This is a genomic window from Martinezella calliandrae (assembly GCF_030272695.1).
Classification (GTDB): domain Bacteria; phylum Pseudomonadota; class Alphaproteobacteria; order Rhizobiales; family Rhizobiaceae; genus Rhizobium; species Rhizobium calliandrae.
On record NZ_JARFYN010000005.1, the window covers coordinates 25,388 to 47,319 of the forward strand.

General features: G+C 59.8%; 21 protein-coding genes. 9 read left to right on the top strand and 12 right to left on the bottom strand.

Translation table 11 applies throughout. The features are described 5' to 3' along the window. Nucleotides 1-103 precede the first annotated feature (103 nt). Nucleotides 104-2,293: an anthranilate synthase gene (locus PY650_RS05155; RefSeq protein ID WP_285877972.1), complete on the top strand. Its 2,190-nt coding sequence runs from the start codon at nucleotides 104-106 to the stop codon at nucleotides 2,291-2,293. A gap of 59 nt (nucleotides 2,294-2,352) precedes the next feature. Here PY650_RS05155 and bluB read toward each other — a convergent pair whose 3' ends face one another. Then, nucleotides 2,353-3,102: a 5,6-dimethylbenzimidazole synthase gene (gene bluB / locus PY650_RS05160; RefSeq protein ID WP_285877973.1), complete on the bottom strand. Its 750-nt coding sequence runs from the start codon at nucleotides 3,100-3,102 to the stop codon at nucleotides 2,353-2,355. A 389-nt stretch (nucleotides 3,103-3,491) separates the two neighbouring features. Between bluB and PY650_RS05165 the strand changes: the two genes are divergently transcribed. After that, entirely contained in the window at nucleotides 3,492-4,406 is a 915-nt protein-coding gene (locus tag PY650_RS05165; protein WP_285877974.1) for a cation diffusion facilitator family transporter, read from the top strand. A gap of 1 nt (nucleotide 4,407) precedes the next feature. After that, a complete protein-coding gene (gene queF / locus PY650_RS05170) occupies nucleotides 4,408-4,872 on the top strand; it encodes a preQ(1) synthase (RefSeq protein WP_285877975.1) in 465 nt (154 codons plus the stop codon). A gap of 59 nt (nucleotides 4,873-4,931) precedes the next feature. Here the strand turns inward: queF and PY650_RS05175 are convergent, their stop codons facing one another. Continuing rightward, nucleotides 4,932-5,714, bottom strand: a complete 783-nt coding sequence (locus PY650_RS05175; RefSeq protein ID WP_285877976.1) for a DUF2076 domain-containing protein — start codon at nucleotides 5,712-5,714, stop codon at nucleotides 4,932-4,934. 231 nt (nucleotides 5,715-5,945) lie between these two features. Between PY650_RS05175 and PY650_RS05180 the strand changes: the two genes are divergently transcribed. Next, a complete protein-coding gene (locus tag PY650_RS05180; RefSeq protein WP_285877977.1) occupies nucleotides 5,946-6,533 on the top strand; it encodes an ATP-dependent Clp protease proteolytic subunit in 588 nt (195 codons plus the stop codon). 117 nt (nucleotides 6,534-6,650) lie between these two features. Here PY650_RS05180 and PY650_RS05185 read toward each other — a convergent pair whose 3' ends face one another. Next, entirely contained in the window at nucleotides 6,651-7,034 is a 384-nt protein-coding gene (locus tag PY650_RS05185) for a YciI family protein (protein ID WP_285877978.1), read from the bottom strand. Between the two features lie 264 nt (nucleotides 7,035-7,298). Here PY650_RS05185 and PY650_RS05190 point away from each other — a divergent pair, with 264 nt between their 5' ends. Then, nucleotides 7,299-8,483: a benzoate/H(+) symporter BenE family transporter gene (locus tag PY650_RS05190; protein ID WP_285877979.1), complete on the top strand. Its 1,185-nt coding sequence runs from the start codon at nucleotides 7,299-7,301 to the stop codon at nucleotides 8,481-8,483. Between the two features lie 329 nt (nucleotides 8,484-8,812). Further along, nucleotides 8,813-10,525 (top strand): 2-isopropylmalate synthase, encoded by a 1,713-nt coding sequence (gene leuA, locus PY650_RS05195; RefSeq protein WP_285877980.1) that lies wholly within the window; start codon nucleotides 8,813-8,815, stop codon nucleotides 10,523-10,525. 77 nt (nucleotides 10,526-10,602) lie between these two features. Here the strand turns inward: leuA and PY650_RS05200 are convergent, their stop codons facing one another. Further along, the gene (locus PY650_RS05200) at nucleotides 10,603-12,450 is read right to left on the bottom strand and encodes an ABC transporter ATP-binding protein (RefSeq protein ID WP_285877981.1); all 1,848 of its coding nucleotides are present in this window, start codon (nucleotides 12,448-12,450) and stop codon (nucleotides 10,603-10,605) included. 359 nt (nucleotides 12,451-12,809) lie between these two features. Between PY650_RS05200 and PY650_RS05205 the strand changes: the two genes are divergently transcribed. Next, nucleotides 12,810-13,214 carry a hypothetical protein gene (locus tag PY650_RS05205; protein ID WP_285877982.1) on the top strand — a complete coding sequence of 135 codons (405 nt, stop codon included), beginning with the start codon at nucleotides 12,810-12,812 and terminating at the stop codon, nucleotides 13,212-13,214. 47 nt (nucleotides 13,215-13,261) lie between these two features. Here PY650_RS05205 and PY650_RS05210 read toward each other — a convergent pair whose 3' ends face one another. The 5 genes from PY650_RS05210 to PY650_RS05230 form a co-directional block, all read right to left on the bottom strand. Next, a complete protein-coding gene (locus PY650_RS05210; RefSeq protein WP_285877983.1) occupies nucleotides 13,262-13,465 on the bottom strand; it encodes a hypothetical protein in 204 nt (67 codons plus the stop codon). A gap of 204 nt (nucleotides 13,466-13,669) precedes the next feature. Continuing rightward, the gene (locus tag PY650_RS05215) at nucleotides 13,670-14,500 is read right to left on the bottom strand and encodes an anti-sigma factor (RefSeq protein ID WP_285877984.1); all 831 of its coding nucleotides are present in this window, start codon (nucleotides 14,498-14,500) and stop codon (nucleotides 13,670-13,672) included. Between the two features lie 21 nt (nucleotides 14,501-14,521). Next, nucleotides 14,522-15,037: an RNA polymerase sigma factor gene (locus PY650_RS05220; RefSeq protein WP_285877985.1), complete on the bottom strand. Its 516-nt coding sequence runs from the start codon at nucleotides 15,035-15,037 to the stop codon at nucleotides 14,522-14,524. A 211-nt stretch (nucleotides 15,038-15,248) separates the two neighbouring features. Continuing rightward, a complete protein-coding gene (locus PY650_RS05225) occupies nucleotides 15,249-15,797 on the bottom strand; it encodes a tetratricopeptide repeat protein (RefSeq protein ID WP_285878116.1) in 549 nt (182 codons plus the stop codon). Between the two features lie 111 nt (nucleotides 15,798-15,908). Then, nucleotides 15,909-16,817, bottom strand: coding sequence for a metallophosphoesterase family protein (locus tag PY650_RS05230; protein WP_285878117.1), 909 nt, complete (start codon nucleotides 16,815-16,817; stop codon nucleotides 15,909-15,911). A gap of 80 nt (nucleotides 16,818-16,897) precedes the next feature. Between PY650_RS05230 and PY650_RS05235 the strand changes: the two genes are divergently transcribed. Further along, the gene (locus PY650_RS05235; protein ID WP_285877986.1) at nucleotides 16,898-17,389 is read left to right on the top strand and encodes an NUDIX domain-containing protein; all 492 of its coding nucleotides are present in this window, start codon (nucleotides 16,898-16,900) and stop codon (nucleotides 17,387-17,389) included. Nucleotides 17,390-17,399: 10 nt separating this feature from the next. Here the strand turns inward: PY650_RS05235 and PY650_RS05240 are convergent, their stop codons facing one another. Continuing rightward, entirely contained in the window at nucleotides 17,400-18,389 is a 990-nt protein-coding gene (locus PY650_RS05240; protein ID WP_285877987.1) for a glutathione S-transferase family protein, read from the bottom strand. A 376-nt stretch (nucleotides 18,390-18,765) separates the two neighbouring features. On the opposite strand from PY650_RS05240, the gene PY650_RS05245 reads away from it, so the two are divergent. Continuing rightward, entirely contained in the window at nucleotides 18,766-19,335 is a 570-nt protein-coding gene (locus tag PY650_RS05245) for a GNAT family N-acetyltransferase (RefSeq protein ID WP_285877988.1), read from the top strand. A gap of 75 nt (nucleotides 19,336-19,410) precedes the next feature. Here the strand turns inward: PY650_RS05245 and PY650_RS05250 are convergent, their stop codons facing one another. Together PY650_RS05250 and PY650_RS05255 are read right to left on the bottom strand one after the other, a co-directional pair. Further along, on the bottom strand, nucleotides 19,411-19,854 hold the full coding sequence (locus tag PY650_RS05250; protein WP_285877989.1) for a GNAT family N-acetyltransferase: 444 nt from the start codon (nucleotides 19,852-19,854) through the stop codon (nucleotides 19,411-19,413). Between the two features lie 4 nt (nucleotides 19,855-19,858). Continuing rightward, complete coding sequence (locus PY650_RS05255; protein ID WP_285877990.1) at nucleotides 19,859-21,931, bottom strand: hypothetical protein; 2,073 nt, start codon at nucleotides 21,929-21,931, stop codon at nucleotides 19,859-19,861. Nucleotide 21,932: the final 1 nt, after the last annotated feature.

The following is a 21,932-nucleotide window of genomic DNA, read 5'->3' on the forward strand; positions in this document are numbered from 1 at the left end:
CAATCGTGTTCAAAGACGACGAGTGAGCCGCCCGAAATTTCGAGGCGGCTTTTTTGTTATAAAGGCCGCCTGTCATCCGGGCCTGACAACGGAGTGAGGAACAATGGTAACGATCCTTCGGGATGATGGAGCGGAAATCTACGAGACAAGGGGCGGAATTACCGTCACCCGACAACGCAGGCCGACGCCTTATGCGGATGCGGTTTCGTCCTATATCGACAAGCTCGATGAGCGCCGCGGCGCGGTGTTTTCGTCGAACTACGAATATCCCGGCCGCTATACCCGCTGGGATACCGCCATCGTCGATCCGCCACTCGGTCTTTCCTGCTTCGGACGCGATGTCTGGATCGAAGCCTATAGCGAGCGCGGAGAGGTCATTCTCGGTTTCATCACCGAGAAACTGAAAACGGTGGCCGATTTGACCCTTGGCGCATCGACCGCCCGCCGGCTCGACCTGACGGTTAAGTCGCCGGATCGGGTCTTTACCGAAGAAGAGCGATCGAAGACGCCAACCGTCTTCACCGTTTTGCGCGCCGTGACGGATCTCTTCTATTCGCAGGCCGATGCCAGCATCGGCTTTTATGGCGCCTTCGGCTACGATCTCGCCTTTCAGTTCGACGCCATCAACCTCAAGCTCGAGCGCCCCGACGATCAGCGCGACATGGTGCTTTATCTGCCGGACGAAATCCTGGTGGTCGACAACTACTCCGCCAAGGCCTGGATCGATCGCTACGATTTCGCCAAGGGTGGCGTTTCCACCGAAGGCAAGTCCGGTGAGATCGCTGCCGAACCCTTCCGCCACACCGATGCCATTCCGCCGAAAAGTGATCATCGCCCCGGCGAATATGCCGAACTGGTGGTCAAGGCGAAGGAGAGTTTCCGCAAGGGCGACCTCTTCGAAGTCGTGCCGGGGCAAAAATTCATGGAGCGCTGCGAAAGCAAGCCGTCCGATATTTCCAAGCGGCTAAAGGCGATCAATCCGTCGCCCTATTCCTTCTTCATCAATCTCGGCAATCAGGAATATCTAGTCGGCGCTTCGCCGGAGATGTTCGTCCGGGTTTCCGGCCGCCGCATTGAAACCTGCCCGATCTCCGGCACGATCAAGCGCGGTGACGACCCGATCGCCGATAGCGAGCAGATTCTGAAGCTGTTGAATTCCAAGAAGGATGAGTCCGAGCTCACCATGTGCTCCGACGTAGACCGCAACGACAAGAGCCGCGTCTGCGAGCCGGGCTCAGTCAAGGTCATCGGCCGCCGACAGATCGAAATGTATTCGCGCCTCATCCACACGGTCGACCATATCGAGGGCCGCCTGCGCGATGACATGGACGCCTATGACGGCTTCCTCAGCCACGCATGGGCCGTCACCGTCACCGGCGCCCCGAAGCTCTGGGCGATGCGTTTTATCGAGAGCAACGAAAAGAGCCCGCGCGCCTGGTATGGCGGCGCGATCGGTATGGTCGGCTTCAATGGCGACATGAACACCGGCCTGACGCTGCGCACGGTGCGCATCAAGGACGGCATTGCCGAGGTGCGCGCCGGTGCTACATTGCTGAACGACTCTGTCCCAGAGGATGAAGAAGCCGAAACCGAACTCAAGGCCTCCGCCATGTTGTCCGCTATCCGTGATGCCAAGGCTGCGAATTCAGGCAAGCAGCAACGCGACGTTGCCTCCGTCGGCAAGGGCGTAAAAATCCTGCTGGTCGACCACGAAGACAGCTTCGTGCATACGCTGGCGAACTACTTCCGCCAGACGGGGGCGACTGTCTCGACCGTGCGCACGCCCGTGCCGGAAGAAGTCTTCGACCGGCTGGACCCGGATCTGGTGGTGCTTTCGCCCGGCCCTGGCAACCCCAAGGATTTCGACTGCAAGGCGACGATCAAGAAGGCGAGGGCGCGCAACCTCCCGATCTTCGGCGTCTGCCTCGGTCTGCAGGCGCTGGCCGAAGCCTATGGCGGCGAGCTCCGTCACCTGGCGCTGCCGATGCACGGCAAGCCCTCGCGCATCCGCGTGCTGGAGCCTGGCTTGGTGTTCTCCGGCCTTGGTCGCGAAGTCACGGTCGGCCGCTATCATTCGATCTTCGCCGATCCTTCGACCCTGCCGCGCGATTTCATGATCACGGCCGAAAGCGAGGACGGCACGATCATGGGGATCGAGCATGTCAAGGAGCCGATCGCAGCCGTGCAGTTCCACCCGGAATCGATCATGACCCTCGGCGGCGACGCCGGCATGCGGATGATCGAGAATGTCGTGGCACATCTGGCGCGGCGGGCTAAAACGAAGGCGGCATAACAGCGCGCTTCGCCGAAGGATATCCCTGGGACGCTGGGACTTCGCCAGATTGGCGGTCTCTAGCTTTCCTTGTCGTCCGCCTGCCAACCTTCCTCGAAGATCAGTTCGTCGAGCGGCAGGCGGTCCCGCCATCCCTTCACTGCGAGCTCGGGCATGTCATAGAGCTCATCGACATAACCGACGCACAGCCATGCGACGATTTTGACGTGCTCGGGTATGTTCAGGATGGTCTTGATGGCATCCTCGTGAAAAATGCTTACCCAGCCGACGCCGACGCCCTCAGCCCTTGCAGCAAGCCAGAGATTTTGAACGGCGCAAACCGTTGAATAGACGTCCGTCGCGGGATTGTGCGTCCGCCCAAGCACGACGGGTCCTGCGCGCTGCGTATCGCAGGTAATACAAATGCTGAGCGGGGCCTTGCGGATGCCTTCGAGCTTTAGACGCTGATATTTCGCGCGTTTTCCTGCGTCGAACATCAGGGCGGCTTCCTCGTTCGCCTGGTTGAACGCCTGCCACACCCGGTCCCGCGTGGCGGCCTGCCTGACCAGTATAAAGTTCCATGGCTGCATGAAGCCCACGGACGGCGCGTGATGGGCAGCCTCGAGCAACCGCCTGATAAGATCCTCGGGCAGGGGATCGGAGCGGAACTGATCGCGCACGTCACGGCGGGTTTCAATGGCGCGGTAGACCGCTGCGCGCTCGGTTTCCGAAAACGCGCATGCCGCTATCAGATGGTTCGGCTCCTTGGGCGAACCGTCGACGGCCGAAGCGGCGTTGTGCGGATGGGCGGCATCATCAGGTGAGGGCATGTTCCACCATGGATTTAGAGGGAGGGCGGCGTTTCATTGGCGGCATGCCGTTCACTGGGCCGTTGCGGGTCGATGTATAGCTCAATGCGGGCTTGCGCGGGAAGGTGCCGTTATGATTTTCACAGGCAAGCATGAGATCTGTCCGCAGCTTTCGTGGAATGTCTCCCGATCTTGCATAAGGTTCGACCGGCGCTTTGTTTAACTGCTATATTTCGGATAAATTGTGATGCGCGAGGTCCAGGTCGTCCTTTGACAAACGACGCGTTGTGCATCATATGAGCCCCAATGAGCCGCCTGCGCGATTTTCGCGCGGGCGGTTTTGCATTTGATCGGCGCGGATTTTGCAATTCACTCGCATAAGCATGGCCGCGCCAGCGTTGGAGAAGCGCATGAACGGACAGGGCAATCCGACTATAAAGCGACTGGCCCTCTGGGGCATTCCGATATCGCTCGGCGTCATGGGGCTGAAGATGCTCGCCTGGTGGGTGACGGGCTCCGTCGCGCTGCTGTCTGATGGTCTCGAATCCCTCGTCAATGTCGTGGCTGCTTTCATTGCCTTCTTCGCCATCCGCTATGCGCAGAAGCCGGCGGACCACGATCATCCCTTCGGCCACCATAAGGCTGAATATCTCTCGGCGGTCACCGAAGGGGCGATGATCATCGTTGCGGCGCTGATGATCGTGCAGGGAGCGGTCGGGCACCTGAGCAATCCGCAGCCGATGCAGGCGCCTGTTCTCGGTCTCGCCATCAACTTTGCTGCTGGCGTCCTCAATGTCCTATGGGCGCTGACGCTGATCCGGGCTGGACGCGAACACCGCTCGCCGGCGCTGACGGCGGACGGGCAGCACATCATGTCCGACGTCTATACCTCGGTCGGCGTGCTCATCGGCCTGTTGCTGGCGATCGGCACCGGCTTTCCGATTTTCGATCCGGTCCTTGCCATTCTCGTCGCCATCAACATCCTTTATCAAGGTTGGAAAGTGACCTCCAATTCCATCGACGGGCTGATGGACAAGGCCGTCCTGCCGGAAGAGGAAATGGTGATCAAGCAGGCGATCGCGACGCATGCGGAGGGTTCGCTCGGCGTGCACGATCTGAAGACGCGCCGGGCGGGCGCCGTCACCTTTGTCGATTTCCATCTGGTCGTGCCCGCCGCAATGCCGGTTCGCCAGGCACATCGCATCTGCGATCGCCTTGAAGACGCCATAAGGGCGATCCATGCGGGCGCGGAAATAACCATTCACGTGGAGCCCGAGGGCGAGAAGGCCCATGGCATCCGCGTCAAGGTGATCAAGGAGAATTAAGATGCCCAAAACCGATGTCTCTGGTCTGTCGATGCTCGGCAGTCAGACAGAAACGGCTGCGAACCCCGAAGCCGCCATCCTGGAAAAGGTGCCGTCCGGTCATGCCGGCACGGATTATGTCGTGCGCTTCACGGCGCCGGAATTCACGTCCCTCTGCCCGATGACGGGGCAGCCGGACTTTGCCCATATCGTGATCGATTATGTGCCGAACGAATGGCTGGTGGAATCGAAGTCGCTCAAACTCTTCCTGCATTCCTTTCGCAACCACGGCGCCTTCCATGAGGATTGCTCGATCTACATCGCCAAGCGGCTGGTGGAATTGCTGGAGCCGAAATGGCTGCGCATCGGTGCATACTGGTATCCGCGAGGCGGCATCCCGATCGATGTCTTTTGGCAGACGGGCAAGCCGCCCGAGGGCCTGTGGCTGCCGGATCAGGGCGTGCAGCCCTATCGCGGGCGTGGCTGAAATTGAATAAGCCGCCTCTCCAATGGAAGGCGGCTTTTCGCAATCAAAAACGATCGGCTTCAGGCAAACGAGCTGTCGTCGCCGCCATTGTCGGACGAGCCATCGTAGTCGTCGTCGTCCTGATCGTCCGAGGCGTAGTCGACATTGCCCCGGTCGTTGTCGTTCTGATCGTTGTTGTCGTCGTTGCCGAAATAGTTGTTGTTGACGATCGTTTCCTGAACAGGCTGTTCGGCTGCGTTGGCCGTGCCGCCGAAGAGCCCACCAAGGCCGCCGCCGCCGGTGCCGCCGAGATGGGGGCTGAAGAGGCTGGAGAGCGATTCTGCCAGCATGACGCCACCGGCGACGCCAGCCGCCGTGCCGAGAGCGCCGCGCAGGAAGCTGCCGCCCGCCGAGGGAGCAGCGGCCTGCTGGCTCCAGGGTCCAGTCGGCTGTTGCTGGCCGCCCCATGGGCCTGGCTGCGGAGCGTTGCGGGCGTAATCGTCATAGAGACGGCCCTGCTGCTGCGGAGCTTGCGGCGCCGGGCCACGCTGCGGCTGCTGTTGGCTGCCGAAGAGCGAGCCGAGACCACCGAGGAAGCCGCTGCTCTGGGCTTGCGGCTGATTGCCGGCGCCTTGCTGTTCCAATTCGCGTACGCGCGCTTCGAGCTGCTGGATGCGATCGGCCGCAGCCTTCATGCCTTGCTCCTGTATGAGCACGGCTTGGGCGAGGAAATAGGGCGCGTAGGGTTGCTCGCGAACCGACTGATTGATGAAGGCTTCTGCATCGGCATCGCGCTGGGTGCTGCCCGTGGCGCGAACGCGATCGAAGAGGGACGCAAGCATTTGACGTTCTTCAGGCGACATGATGGCCTCCTTGGCTATCTGTTGCTGCAAATTCCGGGCGCGATTCGCACCGCGCCCACTTGAGGTAAGACGAAATTCCGGCTTTTCAAAGCCTCTTCACCTAACATTTCGGTAATCCGCAACCATAACACCATGCTTTCCCGAGCTATTGGCGCCTTGCCTTTTTCCGGCATTGTTTTACGCATTGAGTCGCACTATGTGCGGTAGGACACATCTGCTGGAGACTTGCGAATGAACGACGAAGACGAACAGGAAGAGAAGACGAAAGAGCTGCCGTTGGGCAAGGACGCGGAGGCGAATCTTTTCAAATCGCGCTCGATCTTCATCTATGGCGGCATTACGCAGGAATTGGCGCAGAAGGTATGCTCACAGCTCGTGGCACTCGCGGCTGCCAGCGATGAGGACATCCGCATCTATGTGAATTCGCCCGGTGGCCACGTCGAATCCGGCGATTCCATTCACGACATGATCAAGTTCATCAAGCCGAAGGTCTGGATGATCGGCTCCGGCTGGGTCGCGTCCGCGGGCGCGCTGATCTTTGTCGCTGCTCCGAAGGAGCGCCGAATCTGCCTGCCGAACACCCGCTTCCTGCTGCACCAACCGTCGGGCGGCACGCGCGGCATGGCCTCCGACATCGAAATCCAGGCGCGCGAGATCATCAAGATGAACGAGCGCCTGAATAAGATTTTCTCGGAAGCCACCGGCCAGCCGGTCGAGCGCATCGCCAAGGATACCGACCGCGACTACTGGCTGTCGGCCGAGGAAGCCAAGGCTTACGGCCTGGTCTCGCGGATCGTGACGTCGCAGGCCGATATCTGATCTATCGGCTCTTACCTAGTCGACGCGCCCTCGTTTGCCGAAAAGGCAGGCGAGGGCACATTTGTGTTGTCGGGTAACGAAGGCGGGCGTGGTGGCCTTTCGCCGCGGGGCGACTTCTTAATCCTCGTCGCGCGCTGTTAGAGGCGTACCGGGGACATAGAGTGAAATCGGCCTGATTTCGTAGACCGCCGTCGGATTGACGCGACGCAGGTCGCGCGCCGCTTCGACCGCTGCTTCGAGCGTTGGAAAATCGACGACATAGAAGCCCAGCAACTGCTCCTTGGTTTCAGCAAAGGGGCCGTCCGTGATCATGCCGGCGCCCTTTCCCCGCAGCGTTACGGCGCGTTGGGTGGATCCAAGTCGTGCCGCCGGTCCCAAAGACTTCTCGTGGACGAGGCGATCGTTGATCTCGAGAAGTTCCGTCATCAGGGCCGCATCCTCTTCCTTGGTCCAGGATTCGACCGCTGCCTCTTCGTGATAGGCCAGGATGGCGTAATACATGAACGTTCCTTCCTTATGTATCTATCCGTCTTAGCCGGCCGAATATTATTCGCCATAGCCGGGAGCCGAGGCCAACGGGCTGAAATCCAGAAACCTATTTTGCGCACATGACACATGTTTGTCGGCTTGCGCGCAACCCCGTCCAATCCTTTCCACAATCAATCAGGGTGCCGCTCCGTTCTTTCGCGAAACTGCACTTGCACGACGGGGCCCTGTGATGCTCCATGCGCGTTCCACCGCTCCGACCAGTTTCCAGCAGCCGTCATGCTCAAAGATTTTTCCGTTCAAAGCCTGTTCATGGGCTCACTCACCGCCTTTGTCGGTTTTGCCAGTTCCTTCGCCGTCGTGCTGCACGGGCTGCAGGCGGTTGGCGCGACCGACGCGCAGGCAGCATCCGCGTTGACGGCCCTGTCGGTTTCGATGGGGCTCTGCGCCATCGTGCTGAGTACCGCAACGAAGCTGCCGGTCAGTATTGCCTGGTCGACCCCGGGGGCGGCGTTGCTCGCCAGCGCTGGCGCCATCGAGGGAGGGTTTCCGGTGGCGGTCGGCGCGTTCCTCGTCTGTGCTGCGCTGATCGTTGTTGCCGGCCTGTTCCGGCCGCTCGGACGCGCGGTTGCGGCGATCCCGGCGCCGCTTGCTAACGCGATGCTCGCCGGCGTTTTGCTTGGGCTTTGTTTCGCGCCGGTCAAAGCGATCGGCTTCGATCCGTTGCTTGGCCTGCCGATCATCATTGCCTGGATCGTCGTCGGAGCGTTTAAACGGCTCTGGGCCGTGCCGGGCGCACTTGCCGCTTTTGTGCTGGTGCTGGCGCTCGGTGTGAAGGTGCCCGATGGGGCGCTTTCGTCGCTGGAGCATTCGCTGCTGCCGAGCGTCGAACTGGTAACGCCCGTTTTCACAGTCGCTGGCCTCGTCTCTATCGCGCTGCCGCTCTTCATCGTTACCATGGCGTCCCAGAATATTCCGGGCATCGCCGTCCTGAAGGTGCATGACTATGATCCGAGACCAGGCCCGCTCTTTGCCGTCACCGGGCTGTTTTCATTGATGAGCGCGCCGTTTGGCGGCCACGCGGTCAATCTTGCCGCGATCACCGCCGCCATGTGCGCGGGGCAGGATGCGCATCCCGATCCACAGCGCCGCTATTGGGCGGCAATCATTGCTGGAATAGTCTACATCATCCTGGGGCTGCTCGCCGGGGCTGTCACCGCCTTCGTCGCGCTGGCGCCGCCAATCCTGATCGAAGCCGTCGCCGGTCTGGCGCTGGTTGGCGCACTCTCCAACTCGGCCTTGAACGCTTTTCAAAAGGCAGAGTCGCGTGAGGCAGCCGCGATAACCTTCCTCGTCACGGCATCGGGCGTCTCATTCGCTGGGATTTCCGGAGCCTTCTGGGGCCTGATTGCCGGCGGATTGATGATGGCGTTGTCGCATGGGGTGCAGTTGCTTAAGCGGTAAGCAAGGGGTTGCTTCTTTTTGACCGCGCGGCTATAAGCGCCGCTATGAAGTCGACCGGCGCAAAGATTTCCGATGAGATTGCACGTGGGCGCGTTGCCCTGCGTGACAATACGCGCGCCCTTACGTCGCTTCTCCTTCTCGGCCTTACGCGCGGTTGCCGGGTCCGTTGAGGAGCGCCCGGCGGCCGTAGAGCCCGCCTGGCCATCGCTCCTCGCGACATATCCCCAAAATCGACAGCATACCCCATAACGGGTCCGCATTTGTCATCGCCAAGCCGCGCACGATCGGCTAAGACGCGGGGCAAATGACGGGAAAGGAAGAGACGAAACATGGACGCGAACAGCCATTCCCCCAAAGGCATGCCCGAAGCAGCGGTGAAATACCGGGCTTACCCGCAGATCAACATCCCCGACCGAACCTGGCCCTCGAAGACCATCACCAAGGCACCGATCTGGTGCTCCGTCGATCTGCGTGACGGCAATCAGGCTCTGGTCGATCCAATGGGCCACGACCGCAAGGAACGTATGTTCCAACTGTTGCTGGACATGGGTTTCAAGGAAATCGAGATCGGCTTCCCCTCCGCATCGCAGACCGATTTCGATTTTGCCCGGTGGTGCATCGAGCAAGGCAATGTGCCGGCCGACGTCTCTTTGCAGGTTCTGGTACAGTGCCGGCCGGAGCTGATCACCCGCACCTTCGAGGCGCTCGATGGGGCCAATAAGCCGATCGTGCATTTCTATAATTCCACCAGTGAATTGCAGCGCCGCGTTGTGTTCGCCAAGGATGTGCAGGGCATCAAGGAGATCGCCGTCGATGCCGCCAAGATGATCACCGACATGGCCGCCAAGGCGGGTGGCGGCTATCGCTTCGAATATTCGCCGGAAAGCTTCACCGGCACCGAACTCGAGGTGGCTTTGGAGATCTGCAATGCTGTTATCGATGTCGTCAAGCCGACGCCGGATAACAAGCTGATCATCAACCTGCCGTCGACCGTCGAAATGGCGACGCCGAACATCTATGCCGACCAGATCGAATGGATGTGCCGCAATCTCGACAATCGCGAAAGCCTAATCGTCTCCCTGCATCCACACAATGACCGCGGCACCGGTATTGCCGCCGCCGAACTGGCCTTGATGGCTGGCGCCGACCGCGTCGAAGGCACGCTGTTCGGTAATGGCGAGCGCACCGGCAATGTCGACGTCGTCACCATGGCGCTGAACATGTTCACGCAGGGCGTCGATCCCGAGCTCGACTGCTCGAATATCGAGCGCATGAAGGAAGTCTTCGAATATTCCAACCAGATGGCGATCGGCGAACGCCACCCTTATGTCGGCGAACTGGTCTACACCGCTTTCTCCGGCTCGCATCAAGATGCGATCAACAAGGGCATGAAGGCGGCGAAAGTCGCCAATCATCCGGTCTGGGAAGTGCCGTATCTGCCGATCGATCCGCAGGATGTCGGCCGCACCTACGAGGCGATCATCCGCATCAACTCGCAGTCTGGCAAAGGCGGCATCGCCTATATCATGCAGCAGGATTACGGGCTCAACCTGCCGCGCAATCTGCAGGTGGAATATCGCCAGGAGATCCAGCGCATCACCGATGAAGAAGGCAAAGAACTGCCGTCCAAGCGGATCTACGAGCACTTCATCGAGCGTTACGTGACCCAGCCCAACGCCCGCATCCGCTTCGTCGACCACCACACCTTCGCCGATCCCCAGCATAAGGGGCAAAGGATTGTTGCCGCAGAGATTACCGACAATGGCGAGGTAAAGCGTATCGAAGGCGGTGGCAACGGTCCGATCGACGGCTTCATCAATGCGCTCTCGATCTATCTCGGCATTCCGATGTCGGTCGAGGATTATTCCGAGCATTCACTGCAGCATGGCTCCAACGCATCGGCGATCTCCTATGTCGAGACCTCCTATCCCGGTGGCAAGCTCTTCGGTGCCGGGATCAACACCAACATCGTCGCCGCCTCTCTCGAAGCGATCGTCTCTGCGGCGAACCGCGTGCTCGATATTCAGGCGAAGAAGGGCTGAATTTCAGCCGTTATGGCCCCATGAAGACAAAATCCCCTCGAGGTCATCGAGGGGATTTTTTCTTTTTTGCTCGCGGCCTATTCGGACAACAAGGGATCGTCGTTGCCGATGAAGCCGCCGGATTGGCGCGCCCATAATGCGGCATAGATGCCGTTTTGCGCGAGCAGATCGCCGTGCGTGCCATCCTCGACGATCCGCCCTTCATCTAGAACGACGATGCGATCCATGTGTGCGATGGTCGACAGGCGATGGGCGATCGCGATGACCGTTTTGCCCTCCATGACGCTATAAAGTGTCTCCTGGATGGCCGCTTCCACCTCCGAGTCCAAAGCGGACGTGGCCTCGTCAAGCACAAGGATCGGTGCATCCTTCAAGATGGCGCGCGCAAGGGCGATGCGTTGCCTTTGCCCGCCCGATAGCTGGACTCCGCGTTCGCCGACATGGGCGTCGTAACCGATGAGACCTTCATGATCCCGGAGAGTTGCGATAAATCCGCTTGCGGCCGCCTTGTCCGCTGCTGCGGCAATCGCGCCCTCGCTAAATCGTGGGTCACCATGCGAGATATTGTCGCGAACCGAGCGGTGGAGCAGGGCTGCATCCTGGGTCACCATGCCGATCTGCCGGCGCAGGCTCTCCTGGGTAATCCGGCGGATATCCTGTCCGTCGATTTCGATGCAGCCTGCCTCCGGATCGAAGAATCGCAGCAACAGATTGACGAGCGTCGATTTGCCGGTGCCGGAACGGCCGACAAGGCCGACCTTTTCGCCGGCTGCGATCTGCAGCGAAACACCGCCCAAACCGCCATTGCCCTTGCCGTAGTGATGCGTCACTGACTTGAAGGCGATGGCGCCGCCGCTGACCATGAGTTGGCCGGCGTTGGGTTCATCCGCAATGGCGAGCGGTTGTGCCACCGTCAGCAGCGATTGCCGCAGCGCGCCAAGATGGCCGAACAACGACGACACGGCGTCGAGCATCCATTCGGCCATGCCGGTGATGCGGAAGCTCAAGGCGAGCGAGGCGGCAATCAGACCAAGCGGCGCACCGCCGGCCTGCCACAGGATCACGGCATAGCCGACCAGCCCGACGATCAGAAAGCTGCCCAGGAACAGCATGCTGGAATTGACCACGACTTCGAGCTTCTGCACGTGCACGAATGTCCCGCGCGCAGCGGCGAAGCGCGCCCGCGCTTCGCGGTCTTCTTCCGCCGCGTTGGCAAAGAGCTTGATGATGTCGATGTTGGCATAGGTGTCGACCAGCATGCCCGTCAGCGAGGCATAAGCGCCCTGGAATTCCCCAGACGCCCGGCGCAGCCGCGGGATAACAAACGCCATCAGCCCCAGATAGCAGCAGACCCAGACGAGCAGCGGCCAGATGAGGCGCAGATCGATCGACGCCATGAGCCAGAGCGAACCGGCGACATAGATCGTAACGAACGACAGAGCGTGCAGCAAAGCATAGGCCGCCCCGGTCGCGCAATTGCCAATAGCGCGCACCTGGCTGGCGATGCGCCCGGAGACGTCCTGGCGGAACCAGCCCACGGATTGCCGCAGGACATGGCGATGGGCCCGCCAGCTAAACAGGGTCTCGGCATTCGGCCGAAACGCGATGTCGTCGAGGCTTTCCCTAAGATAACCGGCAAGCGGCCGCCCGATCAGCACAAGCACGGCCGCCGCCAGCAATTCGGTGCCGTGGGACGCCCAAAGTCGATCCAGCCGCGCGCCAGCCAGAATGTCGATGAGCTGGCTGGTATAGCCGATGAGCCAGATTTCGATGGCCGCGCCGATAATGGTCAAGGCAAGGCTCATTGCCATGACCAAGCGAAACGGGCGCAAGTTGCTTTTAAGATACCGCCAGCTATCCGGCGGCGGGTTCAGATCATCATAATGTTGGAATGGATCGACGAGCTTTTCAAAGCGACGAAACATGAGTGCCCTCCAGGGGCGAGAGATATCAATTTGATGGATGGGCCGGAAAAGCCGCCCGTCACGGCACTGCTTTTCAGCGGTGTTTTCCTGTGCCGTGAGTTCTCATCAAACGATCTCCTCTAAAGTCGCTCGGCGGGTTCTATAACGCATGACAGAACCGATGTCATCAAAAACGGCAGGCAAGCTTTAAGAATGAGGGCGGTGTGCCTGATGGCATCGGCCTCGGTCGTGCGATCTATTTTAGGGTAGGGGTGAAAGTATTGAAGCCAATCCCCCGGTATTGACCATTAAGCTGAATTCCAAAATGGCTGATCGGCATGATATTCTGGATAATCATCGCCAGAAATATGAGGGGAATCATGCCACGCCTTGCCAATTTGTACTTCAAGACAGCAATCATCTTTCTGATCATCGGAATTGGGATGGGCCTGAAAATGGCAATTACCGAGGATCACAGCGTCATCGGCGCCCACGCGCATACGAATCTTCTTGGCTGGGTCACCAGCGCGATATTCGGCGGTTACTATGCGTTGAACCCGCGGAAAGCGGAAAGGCGGCTGGCGATGATCCAATATTACATCTACACCGCCGGCGTCGCGATCATGGTGCCGGCATTGTATCTCATGCTTCTCGGCAATATGGCGATGGAGCCGATCGTGGGGTTGGCGTCAATCGTCACTTTCATCGGCGTGCTGTTGTTTGCCTTCATCATCTTTTCAGGTGAACAAGCTGCGACGACGGTTTCGCCGGCGCCCTCTCGCTGACCTTTCGACAAGAGATGGCGGGGGCATCAGCAACCGCCGGCCCGTGGTCAGGATTTCTGCTGGGAAAGCTCCTCGCGCCGTTTCAACAGGCGTTCGAGCTCTTCTTCCTGTTCGGCGATGCGCTCCGACGCCAGCTCCTCGTCTGCCGCGCCGGAGTAAGCGGCGGCTTGCTCGATCAACTCGCGAAGATTTTCTCTTATTGCCGCGATGCGCCGGTCAATCTCCGGGATGGTCAGCAGAATGTCGGACATGGTCGATCTCCAGGGAATGCGTCCCGTCGGAAGATGCCTCAGGGTACGATTTGGAGATAATAGTATCCTCGGCTCAACGGAAGTCGCAAGCAGGGACTTTGACCAGATCCCACTTTCAGATGGAACCACCTGAAACGGATAGGATGCTCTGGATTCAAAAGACCAGAGCGAGCTTTGCACATTCAAATGAACAAACGGCCAAACTCAAATTTCTGTCGATACCCGATTGGCGATCTCATCCAGCATTGCATCGGAGGAGGGGCCGACGACCGCATAGGCGGTGCCGTTGCGATGCCAGGAGACAACGCTCACATCGTCCTTGATGGTCTCGTCAAAATTGCCGTCGGCGGCGGCGCTGTCATCCTTCATGAAACATATGGCGATGACATCGCCGTCGAGGTCCTTGTAGATCAACTGGCCGGTCGCTTTGTCGTCGGCGATGAACATGCGCGCGCCTTGGAAGACCAATCCGTCGGCGGCAAGATCCGGCAGATTGAATTTCACGCCGACAGTGCCCGTCAGCCATTTGTTGATTTCGTCAATCTCGGTCGCCTGTACTTCGACGACATGGTGCGGTTGATGCGAATAGATACGGTGATAGGCGGCGATATCGTCCAGCCATGTGCGGTTCGGAGCGGGTACAGCAGTCGGCGCGGCGGGGGCGGCAGCAGGTGTCCCGGACGGCTGGATGCCGAAGAGATAGCCTATGCCAGCGCCGACCACGAACAGGATAAGAGCGGCGGCGAGCGCCTGGCGGCCGGTCGGGGCAAGCTTCAGGGATGGCGGTGAAAGGCGAGGGGCGGGTTCTCGCGCCTTGGGCGCCTGAGCGCTCTTGATGGAGCGCACCAGCGCCAGCGGCACCGGCTCCTTCAGCACCTCGTCGAAAGCCTTGCGGCCGACATCGGAGCCATGCTTCAGCTCATTGAAAATCCGGCGCGCTTCTGGGTCGGAGGCAATGAGCCGCTCCAGCTCCTCTTTCTCCTCGCGACTTGTCTCGCCGTCCATAAAGGCGGACAAACGAGCTTCAAGCGGCATTTTTCTCATATCCTGCAATGCCTAAAACCTTCGCGGCGAGCGGCTGTGACCTTGAGTGGCAAGGCGAAGGCGAGCGTTGGAAAGCCGCGACGTCACCATCGACAGGGGGATGCCAAGAATATCAGCCGTCTGCTTATAGCTGTGCCCTTCGACATCGACGAGCAGGAAGACACTGGCAAGTCCTTCGGGCAAAGATGTGACCATTTGGTGCGCTTCGTTTGCTTCGACCGGATTCGTATGTGTGCCCGGTGCTGCCAGTTCACCTTGCTCCAGTGCGCTTCCCTTGGTGGCAGGCCGCAGCCGGTGGCGCCGGGTCTCATCCACCCATTGATGGCGAGCCATGGTGTAGAGCCAGCTTTCCAGCCGGCCGTCATTGTTCCAGAGATGGAATTTCGCAATGCCGCGCTGGCAAATGCTCTGCACGAGTTCGTCCGCCTCAGCCAGGTCGCCGGTCAGCGTTACAGCGAAGCGCCGGAGCTTCGGAAGAAGGCCGACCAGATCGCGTCTGATGTCGATGGCTGCTACCGGCGTGGGCATTGTCTTTCCAAGGAGAGGTTGGGGGTTGCCGAGCTGCAGTCTTCTTCCGGCAAAAGATGGCTTTTTTCTAGCAAAGAGCTAACTGAGCCGAAGGATTGTGCTGTGTTGATATGAACCATTTTGGTGTCTTTTCGCAAGTCTTCAAAAATCGGAGGTGCGCTTCCTGTCCACTTCTCACACGATCTTGAGGAATGGAGCGTCCGCGCCTCGTTCAATACCTGATTTGACCATTCAGCGATTGCAGCAATGAGCGATAGGCCCAGGTGTTTTCGCCGCCACGGTCGCGGATTTCGACAAGCTGCACACGCGCCGCCTGGACATCGCCCTGTTCAAGCAATGCCTGGCCCATATAGGAGCGTGCGAGGATGTAGTTCTCGTCGCGCTGCAGGGCCCTGCGATAATAGGTCATGCCGAGCTGCATGCGTCCGGCCTTGCGGTTGGAATAGCCGAGATAGTTGAGAATGCGGGGATCATCCTGGTTCTTGGCGAGCTTCAGGACGGTGATGGCGTTGTCATATTGGCCCGCATAGGCGAACTCGCGTGCCGCCTGGAAAAGCTGGTCGTCGTTGAAACCGCTTTTTTGCGGTTTCACGCATTCTTTTTTGTCCTTGTCCCAGACCTTGCCGTCTGTGCATCTGGTTGTGGTTTTGGTTTTCGGCGGCGGGGCTGTCTCGTCGCTCTCGGAGCCGGCAGCGAAGGCCGGCAGGCTGGCGCTGATCAGAAATCCGACCGCAAGCGCCGTCACGACAGAACGCTTCATCGCTGCGTCAAAACCCATATTGTCCTCCAGAAATCACCTGTGGGGATTGTAGCTCCGGATATTCGAAAACGCTACCGAAACGACGGGAGGGCATTCACAAAATGCCACAGATTATGACGCCAGGATATCGACGCCTTGAGCCTGTATGTCGTCGCCGCTCGCATTGAGGCTGAAGCGTTCTGCCTTGAGCTCCCAGGCGCCGGGACGGCCGGAAATGGTAAAGAGATTGTAGGCGGCAGGCGGCTTCAGCCCGCCGGCACCCTGCGAAGCCGACGCGATGCCCACGACAGGCACCGGACCGGTCTGCCCCCGCAGCCAATGCAGCGTATTGAGATGAGTATGGCCGTGCAGGACCAGTTCGGCGCCGCCGGTCGAAATGACGGCAGCGAAGCGGCGAATGCCGATCATGCGCTTATAGAAGCTGGTCGCGCCCCGGATTGGCGGGTGATGGATCATGACCACGCGAAAGAGGCCTGCCTCGCCAGCGGAGCGCAACAGATCCACCGTCTCGCGTGCCTGTCTGGCCGAGTAGAAGCCGCTGGCCGCAAAGGGCGGCGTCGCCACCGCCGTCGAGCAACCGATCAGCGCGACATTGTCGCGAATGCGCAAATAGGGGAAAATGCGCCGGTCCTCCTGCCACTCCGCCGGCGCATGGTCACCCTGGACATAAGGATACCAGGCGCGCATGGCTTTCTCGTAGGAGCCGGGCACATAGGCGTCGTGGTTGCCAGGTACGACGGAGGTGAAGGCAGGATCGCCGAGCGTCCTCAGCCATTCGGCGGCGGTGCGGATTTCGATACCGCTGGCGAGATTGACGAGATCGCCGGTCACTGCAAGATGATCTGCCTGTTTTGATTTGATGTCTTCGAGCAGAAGGTCGAGCGTGCCACCAAAAAGATGCTTGCGCCGGTTCCGATGCCAGTTCACAAAGCCGGTAATGCGTTTGGAGGCCAATTCTCTGATCGAAAGCCGTGGCAGGGGGCCCAGGTGAATGTCGGAAATATGCGCGAGCTTGAACATGAGATGAGACATAGCTCAATCTATTGTCAAAACAAATAGATCGGTTTTTTGATAGCTGATCGCAACATGGGAGCCGCGGCATGAATGACAGCATTGCTTCCGACGAAACCCGCGGCTGGCGGGCCAAATTGTTCGGCCGAATGCTGCATGGCTATTTTGTCCTGACCCGCAGCATGACCATGGGTGTGCGTGCGGCGTGTTTCGATAGCCAGGGACGGATTTTCCTGGTGCGGCATTCCTATGTTGCCGGCTGGCATATGCCGGGTGGCGGTGTCGAGCGCCATGAAACTGTGGAGCAAGCATTGACGAAGGAATTGCGGGAGGAGGGCAATCTGGTGATATCGGGCCGGCCGCAGCTCTTCCATGTCTATTTCAACAATCGGGTCAGCAAGCGCGATCATGTCGTCTTCTACCGTGTTGAGGTCGAACAGACCGCACCGCGCCGACCAGATCTGGAGATTGTCGACAGTGGTTTCTTTCCGATCGATGCCTTGCCGCAAGGGACGACCAACGCGACCTATCGGCGGCTGAAGGAATTGGAGGGCGACGCGCCGCCCTCGAATTATTGGTAGCTTTGCCGCCTCAAGCGGCCTTTGCCAGCTGCTGCCGTGCATGCGGTCGATCGAAATCGAGGTCGGGACCGACAGGGACGATGCCGGTAGGGTTGATCGTCTTATGGCTGCGATAATAATGGCTCTTGATGTGCGTGACGTTGGTGGTCTCGGCGATGCCAGGGACTTGATAAAGATCCCGCAGATATCCGGCAAGGTTGCGATAATCCTCGATGCGACGGATATTGCATTTGAAATGGCCGACATAGACCGCGTCGAAGCGGACGAGCGTGGTGAATAGCCGCCAGTCAGCCTCGGTCAGCCGGTCGCCAAAGAGGTAGCGGCTTGTCTCCAGGCGCTTGTCGAGCATGTCGAGGGTTTCGAACACTCGGTGGACATTGTGCTCATAGGCTTCCTGCGTGGTGGCGAATCCGGACTTATAGACGCCGTTGTTGACCGTATCGTAGACGACTGCGTTTAGCGCATCGATCTCGCCACGCAGGTCCATCGGATAGAAATCGTCCTTCGAGCCGGTCAGCCCGTCGAACGCATTGTTGAACATGCGGATGATTTCGGCGGATTCGTTGTTGACGATCGTGCCGGTCTGCTTGTCCCAGAGGACGGGAACGGTGACGCGACCGGAATAATGCGCATCGGCCTTGACGTAGACTTCAAAGAGCGCCTTTGCACCAAAGATATGGTCGATGGTGCCCCCATCCTTGCCTTTGAATTCCCAGCCATTTTCCAGCATCAGCGGATCGACGATGGAAACGGAGATCAGGTTCTCAAGTCTCTTCAGCTTACGGAAAATCAACGTACGATGCGCCCATGGGCAGGCGAGCGAGACATAAAGATGATAGCGGCCCGCTTCGGCCTTGAAACCGCCCGTACCGCTCGGACCCGGAGTGCCGTCCGCCGTGATCCAGTTGCGGAACTGCGAATCCGCTCGCTTGAAATGGCCCTTGGTTTCCTTGGTGTCGTACCAGATGTCATGCCAGACGCCGTTGACCAACATGCCCATTGCCTATCCTTTCGCAGATCCCACAAACAAACCTTAACGCGAAAATACGGTATGTCCGCCGAATTTCGATACGACAAACGATGAACAGTGTGTCCCGGATCCCCGAACCGCAGGACCGTGCGAAGACTGCGAAGCGGTTTTCGGATGCGGTGATGGTTGAAGAGACGACATCATCCCGACATGATCATGCGTCAACAAAGAGCTGCTCGCATTTTAAATTGGACGGGCGGAATATTTCCTGCTATCGGGCTTGTCACACTTTGAGGACCACTTATCATGGAAGCAACCAGAAGCCTGCGACGACGCCGATGATCCCGAACGCTCGACAAGCGTTTTCGAGAGCCATCCTGTCCGTCTATCTGGTTTCCTTGCTCTAATGTACAAGCACGTTCTGGTCTACCTCACTGAGGACGCGTCGCATGACGCTGTCATCGAACTCATCAACGAAGAAGCATTTGGTCCCGGCCGGTTCACCCGTGCCGCAGCGCGGATTCGCGAGCAGGGGCCGCACGACCGTTCGCTCTCCTTCATCTGTGCCGACAACGGCGAGACGATCGCCTCGGTGCGCATGACGCCGGTGCTGGCCGGTTCGGTCAAAGGGCATTTGTTAGGGCCGCTCGCCGTGCGGCCGTCGCACAAGAACCTGGGTATTGGCCGCGAGCTCGTGCGGATTGCCGTCGAGGCCGCCAAGCGCAGGGGGTCGGAAGCCGTGATCCTAGTGGGCGATCCACCGTATTACGGTCCGCTCGGCTTTGAGAAGGTCGCCTATAATGCGCTGACGTTTCCGGGGCCGGTCGATCCTAACAGGGTTCTGGTCGTGCCGATCGCCGCCGATACCCATGCACGGCTGAAGGGTACGATCGCCTGGGCTGACGCGTCTGTCCCGGTTGTTTCCGACACGGGCGATGACGATGAAGATTTGCCGCTGACGGCAATTGCGGTCTAGCCTGGCTCTTTATGAGGACTTGTCGACGCGCCTGGCGGCGGCAGATCGCCCGTCTAAGGTCTTGTCATCAGCCGGCTATCGCCCCGTTTGTTTCAGTGGGGGCGCTAGTTTTTTCTGCAGAAAATAGCGACTGCGGCCGATTGGAAATTCCGGTAGTTCGCCGAAGATCACGTAGCCTTGCCGCTGATAGGCGCGCAGCGCCCGCGGATTGAATGTGTCGATCCAGGCGCCGTGGCAGCCGCGGGCGATCGCTTCCGTCTCGGCCGCTTCCAGCAGCCTGCCCGCCGTGCCCTGGCCGCGTAGTGTTTCGGGCACGAACAGCCATTGGGTAAACAACCAGCCCCAGCCGGTGTAGCCGGAGATGCCGCCGATCGTCTTGGCCTTTTCGTCGCGAATGAGGACAGCGAGCGGGCGGCGCCCGGAGGGGCCGATATCGGCGGCGTTGAAAGCAGTCAGGCCTTCACCGATCGCAGCGAGGTCACCTTCGGAGGGAGCATCCGTCACTTCAAATAGGGGCATGAAATCACCGGCCTTCACGCCACCACATGGCGGAGAAGGCGAAGAGGAGGGCGGAAAGACCGGCAAAGCCCGCAAAGAGTGGCAGCGTGTTGATGCCCTTCAAGACGGTTTCGTCGGTCATGCGGATGGTCAAACGCTGGTCGTCGGCAATGCGCACGGCGCCCCGCACCGGCAGAATGGGCGGGACGGTGACCCCGCCGGCGGTACCGGCGACCCGGGTGACGAGCCCCTTGGTCTTTTCTGCCAAGGGCTTCAGCGTGTCAATGGTCGAGATCATTGCCTTGAATTCCGGCGCGTCGACCGCGCCGACATGCACCAGCGTCGAGAGATTGCCGTTGGTAATCTGGTAGAGGCCGATTTCGTCCATATGCTTCTCAGCCTGATAGAGACCCGGTTGCGTCTGTTTCAGCTGCAAAGCCTGCGTCTTGCCGGATGGCGCTTTGATGGTAGCTGGGCCTGGATCGTCGCCGATCGTCTGGCGAGTGACTTCCAGCGCACGACCAGAGGCGCGCGCCGTCAGTGCCTCTTCTTCGAGAGCCGGCTCCTTCAGCAGCCAATGGGCAATGCGGCGATAGAGCGAGACATGCGGTCCGCCGCCTTCAAAACCGCGCGCCCAGAGCCAGCCTTCGTCGGAAAGCAGCATGGCGACGCGGCCCTGGGCGACGCGATTGAGCACTAGCAGCGGATGATTATCTGCCCCGACCATCACGGTCTGGCCTTGCGGCTTCTCGACATCGATGCTGCGGAACCAGCGGCCCCAATGCGGCGGCTCGGAATCCGATCCGTCAAGACCGCGTGTGACCGGATGCTTGCGGCCCTGTTCCGACAGGCGCGGATAAAACGGCTTCTCGATCATCTGGCCGGTCGGCTCGGCCGGGAGCACCGAGGAAAGCGGTGTCAGCGCGATCGAGTTGCCGCCGGCATGTTCAGGACCTGCGGCCACCAGCAATGCGCCGCCGTTTTCGACATATTGGGCCATGTAATCATAATAAATCGCCGGCAAGACGTTAGGACGGTCCTGATAGCGGTCGAATATGATCAGGTCGAAAGAATTGATCTTGTCGACAAAGAGTTCGCGTGTCGGGAAGGCAATCAACGACAACTCGTTGATCGGCGTACCATCCTGCTTATCCGGCGGACGCAGAATGGTGAAATGGACGAGGTCGACGGAAGGGTCAGACTTGAGGAGATTGCGCCAGGCGCGCTCGCCGGCATGCGGTTCGCCGGAAACGAGCAGTACGCGCATGTTCTGACGGATGCCTTCAATCAGCTGAACCGTGCGATTATTGACAGCTGTCACTTCGCCCGGCACTTCGGCGACGGCGAACTCGAGCACGTTGCTGCCAGCACGCGGCACCTTGAAGCTGAAGGGCGTATCCTGGCCGGGAGTCGCGTGCAGCGTGGCGATCTCATCGCCGTTCATCCGCACCGTCACGGCTGCGCTGCCACCCGGGCTCTTGCCATCGTCGACGACGCGCAGCACGAGCTGCTGTTCGTCGTTGACGATGCCGAAGCGAGGCGCACGCACCACCTCAATGCGCCGATCGAACTCGTCCGGCTTGCCGGTGATCAGCCCGTGGATCGGTGCATCGAAGCCAAGTGGCTGATTGACGCTCGGAATATCGTGGATCTGACCGTCGGTCAGGAAGATTGCGCCGCCGACGCGCCCGGACGGCACATCGGCGATCGCTGAAGAAAGTGCACCAAATAGCCTTGTCGAAGGCGACTCGGATTCGGCAGGTTCGCGCACCTCGACGATACGAGGCTCGATGCGCGGGAATTGCGCCAGCCTATCCTTCAGCGCAGCCAGCGCATCGTCGGTCATCTTGAGACGCTCGGGTGTTTCTTGGCTCGGACTGCGGTCGACGATGACGGGGACAATGGTGGAAAGCTGGTCGCGATCCTCCTGCATCAGCACGGGGTTGGCAAGGGCGGCCAGCAGGGCGAACGCGGCCAGCGCGCGGATCCAACTGCCGCGCATGCGCCGATAGATCGCGAGCGCCGTAATGCCAAGCGTCAGCACTGCAAGGGCGGCGAGAATTGGCCAGGGCAGGAAAGGGGCAAAATCGATATTCATC